General features: G+C 59.5%; 7 protein-coding genes. 1 reads left to right on the plus strand and 6 read right to left on the minus strand.

The window, feature by feature from the left end:
- A partial coding sequence (locus QZL71_RS12365; RefSeq protein WP_294648993.1) for a sigma-70 family RNA polymerase sigma factor occupies positions 1-435 on the plus strand: 435 nt, incomplete at its 5' end.
- A 28-nt stretch (positions 436-463) separates the two neighbouring features.
- Here QZL71_RS12365 and QZL71_RS12370 read toward each other — a convergent pair.
- The 6 genes from QZL71_RS12370 to alaS all read right to left on the minus strand — a co-directional run bounded on the left by QZL71_RS12370 (position 464) and on the right by alaS (position 7,994).
- The gene (locus tag QZL71_RS12370) at positions 464-1,078 is read right to left on the minus strand and encodes a toprim domain-containing protein (RefSeq protein ID WP_120080797.1); all 615 of its coding nucleotides are present in this window, start codon (positions 1,076-1,078) and stop codon (positions 464-466) included.
- Entirely contained in the window at positions 1,075-2,103 is a 1,029-nt protein-coding gene (gene holA, locus QZL71_RS12375; protein ID WP_294648995.1) for a DNA polymerase III subunit delta, read from the minus strand. Before holA ends, QZL71_RS12370 begins: the two co-directional genes overlap by 4 nt.
- A gap of 65 nt (positions 2,104-2,168) precedes the next feature.
- On the minus strand, positions 2,169-4,217 hold the full coding sequence (locus QZL71_RS12380) for a ComEC/Rec2 family competence protein (protein ID WP_294648997.1): 2,049 nt from the start codon (positions 4,215-4,217) through the stop codon (positions 2,169-2,171).
- Between the two features lie 69 nt (positions 4,218-4,286).
- Positions 4,287-4,826: a phosphoribosyltransferase family protein gene (locus QZL71_RS12385; protein WP_005946272.1), complete on the minus strand. Its 540-nt coding sequence runs from the start codon at positions 4,824-4,826 to the stop codon at positions 4,287-4,289.
- 26 nt (positions 4,827-4,852) lie between these two features.
- Positions 4,853-5,185, minus strand: coding sequence for a histidine triad nucleotide-binding protein (locus QZL71_RS12390; protein WP_005946271.1), 333 nt, complete (start codon positions 5,183-5,185; stop codon positions 4,853-4,855).
- 145 nt (positions 5,186-5,330) lie between these two features.
- The gene (gene alaS, locus QZL71_RS12395) at positions 5,331-7,994 is read right to left on the minus strand and encodes an alanine--tRNA ligase (RefSeq protein WP_294648999.1); all 2,664 of its coding nucleotides are present in this window, start codon (positions 7,992-7,994) and stop codon (positions 5,331-5,333) included.
- Between the last annotated feature and the right edge of the window lie 574 nt (positions 7,995-8,568).

Genomic DNA, 8,568 nt, shown 5'->3' on the forward strand with positions numbered 1-8,568 from the left:
GATACTTTCGACTCTGACCGTCGGGCACGCTTTTCCACCTACGCCAGCCGGTGCATTGAAAATGAGATCCGGATGCAGTTCCGCCGGAACCGCAAAACCGGCGGGACCGTCTCGCTGCAGGAAGCGCTGGAATCAGATGGTGACTCTGCGCTGACGCTGGCCGATGTGCTGCAGGACAGCTTCTGCATGGAGGACACCTGCGAAACGCAGGACGATATCCGCCGGATGCGGCAGCTGCTGGACGGCCTGCCCGCCAGGGAGCGACAGATCATTCTGCTGCGGTATGGTCTTTCCGGCCAGCCGCCGCTGACCCAGCTGGAAACTGCAAAACTGCTGGACATCAGCCGCAGCTATGTTTCCCGTCTAGAAACTCATGCGCTGGAACTTCTGCGCCAGCGGTGGGATGTTCCGAGCACAAAAACAGCGCAGAGGTGAGCGGTGCGCTCGCCCCTGCGCCATGCAGTCAGCTATCCAGAATTTTCAACTGCAGTTCGTTCAATTGTTCAAAAGTATACAGTCGATTCAGCGCTTCCACCAGCTCCTTTTTGGAAAGACGCGGCGGCAGGCCCAGCGCGTTCAGAAGCTTTGCCTTGCGCTCGGCGCTGCCCGGCCTGCCGGAAAGCCCCCACTCGTAGAGGTCGGTATAGGTGATCTGCCGTCCTTCCGGGCGGGCCGCTGCGGCACCCGCCTCAGCGCCAAGGGCATCCCGCAGCGCCTGTAGAACAATGGCATCGTCCACGCCCTCGACCCCCAGCAGGCCCTCCTTGCCGGGCTGCTCCTTGCGCTTTTCCTTGCCGTGGATCGCGGGCACGTAAGCCTGAACCACATTCTTTTCTCCCACCAGATTGGTGATGTAGGTGCGGATGCGGAAGCCTGCTGCGTCCGAATCCGTGAGCAGGATCAGGCCGTTTTTCTGCGCCAGCGCTTTGAACAGCTGCTGGCGCTTTTTGTCGCTGTAAATGCCAAAGCCATCCGTCAGCAGGATCATGGCATCGGTCAGATGGGAGAGCCGGGCCGCATCGTACTTGCCCTCCACGATGAGCACCCGGCCTGTATGGATCATTTCGTTTTCCTTCATCGTCCGCTCCCCGCCATTGCCAACCGGCACAGCGCTGTTTCCAGCAGGATCTGGTCATCGGTAGGCTGGCTTTTCAGGCTCTGGTCCAGTTCCAGCAGCACCTGCATACAGTTTTCGATCTGGCACAGCGTGTAATGCGAGGCTGTTTCGGCCGACCGCTTGAGCCGGTAATCACTGCCCTTATAGCCAAAATCCTTGAATACCGTGCTGTAATTTTTCCGTTTTGCTGCCCCCAGCTTGACCCGGTACAGATCCACATAGCTGCCGATCATGGCCGCTGTAATGGCAATGGGCTCCTGCTGCAGGCGCAGCAAAGTCTGCAGCTTTTTGCAGGCACCTGTGGCGTTTTTGGCCGTGATCATGCGGATCATCTCGAACACGTCTGCTTCCAGACTGACCGTGCCCATTTCCGCCACCATCGCTGCCGTGACCGTCTGATACCCGGACAATGCACAGAGCTTGTCCACCTCATTTTCCAAAAGGAACGGATCCTCGCCGCAGCGCTCCAGCAGCGCCGCCGCTGCGCCGTCCGGCAGGGTGGTTTTCTGCTCCTTTGCGCGGTCGATCATCATCATTTTCAGTTCAAAGGGCTTGGGCTTAGCCAATTCTTCGGTGTAGCCAAGCGCCTTGCACTGCGCGATCAGCTTCTGTGCGCGCTTGCCTGTTTTGAGCTTGCTGCGCTCCAGTTCAAACACGCTGCCCAGCACCACCACAGCATTTTCCAGACTGGAAAGGGTGCTGTTCAACTCTTCCAGATCCTTGTCACTGTAAGCTGCAGGGTCGATCTCCGGCAGCACCACCACACGCCGGGTACCAAAAAATGAGATGGTGCCCGCCGCCATGATGAGCTGTTCGATCTCCGGCGCAGCTCCATCCAGAACCGTGGCATCCTCGTCGCTGTCTGCGGTCAGGATGCGGGTGATGGCCGTGACCGCCTGCCGCACCAGATACCGTTCACTGGAATAAAAATAGTAGACTGGGCAGCCCTTGTCCGCCAACTGCCGGAGTTTTGTCTCGGTCGCCATGCAGGCACCTCCCTTCTCTTATGGTGTTATTCTATTGTACCACACTCTGCCCGGATTGCAAAGCATCACTCCGTTTTCAGCCCGCCGTGCCGCCGCAGGCTGATGGATGCCGCCAGTTCTTTTCTGTTGTCCATCCAGTCATAGCTGCGCAGGGCCAGAACATTTTTATACTGCACAGCATCCGGCTTTGCAGGGGAGGCCATCAGCCACTGCACTGTGACCTGTTTTGCCAGTTCTACAGTTCCATTGACCACGGCAAACTGCCGGTTGCCCACAGTCAGCCGCACAAAACAGCCATTCCGGGTGCGCAGCATTTCCACCAGAGCCGGTGTGCACCGCAGCTTTTGTGCTGTGTTCACCGCCATTTCTGCTGCCGGAAGTGTCCGCTCTGCTTCCAGTGTACAGGCCGTTTTAGGGTTTGTGCGCAGGTCTGCCACAAGCTCCACAGTCTGCACGCCCCGCCGGGCAAGCTGGTTTTCCACTGCGTTCTGGGCAGAAGCTCCGCCCCGGAACAGCACCACGGCGGTATCGTTCTGGGTGACGACCACTGCCGGCGCGTTGGCGCTGCCTACAAGGTCGATGTGCACCACATCCCGGCTGAGAGCATTGCCCAGCCCGATGGAAACAGCTGCCGCCAGCAGGATGCATGGCCCTGCCACCCGCAGCCGTGCCCTCCAGTGGAACGCCAGCCAGCACAACAGGATCAGCACCAGACACACGATGGCTGCATAGGCCGTATCGAAGTAGATTCCCGCGCCCGGTTTTGCAGAGATCCAGACGGCCCAGCGGTCGAGCAGGCCGGTCAACGCCGCAGACGCTGCGGACAGCACCCCATACAGCGGAGCAAGAGCGGGTACCAGGCCGGCAAAGGCCGTGCCAAGGCCCAGCAGCATCATGGGCTGGATGAGCCACAGCACCGCCACACTGGATGCCACCGCATAAATGCTCACACTCAGCCCGCGCAGCACCAGCACCGGGAATGTGGCCACCGAAGCACAAAACGAGATACAAATGCTTTCCGCAAGGCCCCAAAGACGTTCCGGCAGTTTGAAATACCCTAGGCGCTTCACCGGATTTTTCGCGTTTTTCCAGAACTGGCGGTACCACGCATCCCGGGCGCGGCGGATGCACACACCGCCTGCCACCGTGCCCACCACCGCCGCAAACGAAAGTTCAAAGCCGATATCGCACACTGCATAGCTGTTGCCTGCGGTCATAACGATACCTGCCACCGCCAGAGAGGTAAGGGTATCCGGCGGGCCGTACAGCCACACACCCAGTGCACCGACCCAGACCGCCACTGCGGCGCGGCATACCGAGGGTGTGAAGCCGGTCACGCCCATCAGCAAAAAGGCCAGCAGACTTCGGAATACCGCCCGGCGTCTGCGCCTGCGGTAACTCTGCTCCCACTCGTAGGGCAGGAGTGTGCTGAGGATATCACCGCACAAAATGGACACATGCATTCCGCTTACCACCAGCACATGGGCAAGACCCGCGCCCCGGTAGGCGCTGCGCATGGCCGAAGACAGATAACTCCGGTCGCCGGTAGTCATGGCAGCCAGCACACCGCCGGTCTTGCCGTCCATACGGCGGCGCAGCGACGCACTGAGCCTTTGCTGCAGGCGGTGGGTGCGGGCGCGGAAGCTGCCGCTTTCGCCCAGAACTGTAAGCTCCGGCCCGTCCTCGTCCATTTCCGCCTGCAGAGCGATGCCGTCCGCATACAGGCCGACCCGGCTTCCGGATGCCGGGGCCGACAGTATAAATCTTCCCTGCACCCTTTCCCCGGCTTTGCACTCCGGCAAAGCACTGCACTCCACCCGGAAGGATGCCGCGCTGCCGTTCACTTTCTCTACATGCAAAACCGCATCCACGATACCGGGATCGTAGGAATCCGCCGTGCTTTCCACCTCTGCGGTCAGCATCAGCGGACGGCCTGCATATTGCACCCGGATGCGCTCCAGCCGGTTTGCCGTGTGCAGCACCGATGCCATACCCACAGCAGCACCCAGCAGGATGCAGAGCGCTGCTTTGCGGGCAGCATCAAAGATGCACAGCACCAGACAAACGGCAACAAAAAATGCCGCAAACGGCACAAAAAGTTCCGTTTGCGGCAAAAAAACGCACACTAACTCCACACCCAGCATTCCAGCGCAGAAAACGCAGAGCGGGCGGCGCATTGCAGCTTAGTGGAAGAACAGGGGCAGCGGCTCCAGGAAGATGATATCCTTGCGCTCAGCTGCATCGCCCTCGGCCAGAACAGCGGCCTGGCCCACAATGGTGCACTGGGTCTGCTCAGCCAGCGCGTCCAGAGCCTTGAGCGAACCGCCAGTGGAAATGACATCGTCCACCACCAGAACGCGCTTGCCGCTCATCTTGTCCAGCTCCTTGCGGTCGATGACCAGCTTCTGCTTGCCTGCGGTGGTAATGGACTGATCCTCCACCACCACGGGGTCGGTCATATACAGCTTTTCGCCCTTGCGTGCGCAGACGTAGGGCTTGCCGCTCTGGCGGCTCATCTCGTGTGCCAGAGGGATGCCCTTGGCCTCGGCGGTCAGCAGGATATCAAAATCCGGGCACTTCTTCAGCAGTTCAGCGGCAGCAGCCACGGTCAGCTCGGCATCACCCAGCATGATAAAAGCAGCAATGTCCATGTGGTCATTCACCTTGCAGATGGTCAGCTCACGGGTCAGGCCTGCAACGTGCAGAGTATAGGTCTCAGCCATAATTCAACGCTCCCTTTTTATTGGAATCAGACAGGCAGCTTTTCGCCGCCCAGAACATGGAAATGCAGATGTTTCACGGTCTGGCCTGCGTCCTCGCCAACATTGGAGATGACGCGGTAGCCGTTGTTCAGGCCCTGCTCCGCAGCCAGCTTTGCGATCACTGCAAAGATATGGCCCAGCAGTGCGCCGTCCTCTTCGGTCAGCGCAGCGGCAGAGACAATGTGCTTTTTGGGCACCACCAGAAAGTGCACCTTGGCCTGCGGGTTGATGTCGTAAAAAGCCACCACCTGCTCGTCCTCGTACAGCTTCTTGGAGGGGATTTTCCCCTCCGCGATCATACAGAACAGACAATCTTCCATGGGAAACAACTCCTTCCTGATATTTTATAAACGTCCCCGCCCTCTCAGGCCGCTTTGCGTCCAGCTCTCCCAAAGAGAGAGCCCTTGGCAAAACCATAAACTTTGGCAGCGCGTCAGCGCTGACGGAGAGGGCGAACCCGTTTTCTTATTCGCCCAGAGCCTTTTTGACGATGGCGCCGACAGCAGCCAGAGCTTCGTCGATCTTGGACTCATCCTTCAGGCCGGCCATTGCAAAGTCCGGCTTGCCGCCGCCCTTGCCGCCGGCAATGGCAGCGATCTCCTTGACCAGAGCACCGGCCTTCAGGCCCTTTTCCTGTGCCTGTTTGGTCACAGTGACAGCCATGGTGATCTTATCCTCAGCCTTGCCCACCAGAACCGCCACAGCGGGCTTCACAGCCTTGTCGCGGATGGTATCGCACATGCCGCGCAAGGTGTCGCCGGTGGTGCCGGTGAAGTATGCAGAAGCGATCTTCACGCCGCCGATCTCTTCGGCATTGTCAAACAGGCTGGTCACCTTGGAAGCGGCGACCTGTGCCTTGATCTCTTCCAGCTCCTTGGCCAGAGCCTTGTTCTCAGCCATCACGGCCTCGGCACGGACGGGCAGAGCGGTCACGTTGTTTGCCTTCAGGGTGTTTGCCACGGTATGCAGCATAGCCTCCTGCAGGTTTGCACGGATCAGCAGGTTGCGGCCGGTGACAGCCTCGATGCGGCGGATGCCCGCAGCAACGGAGGCCTCGCTCACGATCTTGAAGCCGCCGATCTGGGCGGTGTTCTTCACGTGGGTGCCGCCGCAGAACTCGGTAGACCAACCCTCGATGTCCACAACACGCACGACCTTGCCGTACTTTTCGCCGAACAGAGCCATTGCGCCCAGCTTCTTGGCTTCCTCAATGGGCATTTCCCGGACGGTGACGTTCATGGACTCGTAGATTTTATCGTTCACGATCTTCTGCACGCGGGCCAGCTCCTCGGGAGTGACAGCGCTGAAGTGGGTAAAGTCGAAGTGAGTGATCTCTGCATCCTGATAGGAGCCTGCCTGATGCACATGGTCGCCCAGCACTTCACGCAGCGCTGCCTGCAGCAGATGGGTGGCGGTGTGGTTGCGGGCAATGGCCATGCGGTATTCCTTGTCCACCTGAGCGTTCAGATGGTCGCCCACCTTCACGATGCCGCTCTCCAGCACGCAGGTGTGGACGTAGTAGCCCTTGGGGGTCTTCTTCACATCCAGCACGCGCAGGCTGCAGTCGGCGCTGTTCAGCATGCCGTGGTCCGCAGCCTGACCGCCCATCTCAGCGTAGAAGGGAGTCTTATCCAGAACCACCAGCACGCCGTCCTTTGCTTCCTCGTCGGTAGCAATGGCATCGGTCAGGGTCTCCTCGTCGCTCAGGGCCACCACAACGCCGGTGTCGTTCAGGGTCTCGTAGCCGGTAAAGACGGTGGGCTCTGCATCCAGCGCACCGAACAGATCCTCGCTCCAGCCGGAGATGTTCTTCTTCAGGCGCTCTGCACGGGCACGCTCCTTCTGCTTGGTCATTTCGGCGTGGAAGCCTTCCTCGTCGATCTCAATACCCTGCTCCGCAGCGATCTCCTTGGTCAGATCCAGCGGGAAACCGAAGGTATCGTTCAGCTTGAACACATCCAGACCCTTCAGCAGGTGCTCATGTGCCTTTTCCAGACCGTCGATCATGTTGTTCAGGATGTTCATGCCGGCATCAATGGTGCGGGCAAAGTTTGCCTCCTCGGTGCCGATGACCTTCTTGATATAAGCATCGTGCTCGCGCAGCTCGGGGTATGCGCTCTCGCTGGACTGGATGACAGTCTCCACCAGCTCCACCAGGAACGGGCGGGTGATGCCCAGCATACGGCCATGGCGGGCAGCACGGCGCAGCAGGCGGCGCAGCACATAGCCGCGGCCCTCGTTGGAAGGCAGGATGCCATCGGACACCATGAAGGTGCAGCTGCGGATGTGGTCGGTGATGACACGGATGGAGATATCGGTCTTGTCGTCCTCGCCGTAGGTCTTGTTGGCAATGTGCTCTACATGGTGCAGCACGCTCTGCACGGTGTCAACCTCAAACAGGTTACCCACGCCCTGCATCACGCAGGCCAGACGCTCCAGACCCATGCCGGTATCAATGTTGGGGCGTGCCAGACGCTCGTAGTGGCCCTTGCCGTCGGCATCGAACTGACTGAACACCAGATTCCAGATCTCCATATAGCGGTCGCAGTCGCAGCCCACGCCGCAGGTCGGCTTGCCGCAGCCGTACTCGGGGCCGCGGTCAAAGTAGATCTCGGAGCAGGGGCCGCACGGGCCGGAGCCATGCTCCCAGAAGTTGTCTTCCTTGCCCAGACGCACCATGTGGTCGGGGGCGATGCCCACCTTCTTGGTCCAGATATCGTAAGCCTCGTCGTCCTCTTCGTACACAGAGATGTGCAGGCGGTCCTTCGGAATGGCCATCCACTCGTCGGAAGTCAGGAACTCCCATGCCCAGGGAATGACCTCCTCCTTGAAGTAATCCTGGAAGGAGAAGTTGCCCAGCATTTCAAAGAAGGTGCCGTGGCGGGCAGTGATGCCAACACGCTCGATATCCGGGGTGCGGATGCACTTCTGGCAGGTGGTCACGCGGTGACGGGGCGGCTCTTCCTGAGCCAGAAACCACTTTTTCATGGGGGCCATGCCGCTGTTGATGAGCAGCAGGCTGGGGTCGTTCTTGGGCACCAGCGGGAAGCTGTCCAGACGCAGGTGGCCCTTGCTCTCAAAGAAGCTCAGGTACTTTTCACGCAGTTCATTCAAACCGGTCCATTGCATAGGTTTTCTCTCCTCGATTGTCCTTGGCGTTTGCACGTCAGATTTATGATTATGGCAGACGGGGCGGGTGGGCGCAGAAAACAAAAAACAGCCCCATCCCAAAAGGGACGAGGCTGCCTGTAAACTGCTCCGTGGTACCACCCAAATTGCAAAGGATAAAATGTGTCCCCTGCCGCTTTCGGCGCGTTAACGCTGCGCTGCGTCCGACTTGTGTCGCCGGAAGCTCCGGGGCGGCGCAAAATGGAACCGGCCGGAACGCCTTGCAGCTGGAAGCGCTCTCTCTGAACGGCGGTGTGCATTTCTGACCCCATCATTGCCATCTGTCATAATTTTACATTCCGCAAAGCAGACACAATGCCCCTTTGCGTACAGCTAAATTATAGCATACGCAAAACGTTTGTCAACGGTTTTGAGCAAAATTTACGGCACCCAGATGCGGACGATGCTGCTGATGGTGCCATCCTCGGTAAAGACCAGGGTGTTGTTGGGCATCCAGCCGTCCGGCTCGGCGTTGACGGCCTCGGCCACGGCATCGGCGCCGTCCGTCTCCACGGCGGAAGCCTGCGGGTCGGCC

The sequence above is a fragment of the uncultured Faecalibacterium sp. genome, assembly GCF_900066275.1.
Lineage (GTDB): Bacteria > Bacillota > Clostridia > Oscillospirales > Ruminococcaceae > Faecalibacterium > Faecalibacterium taiwanense.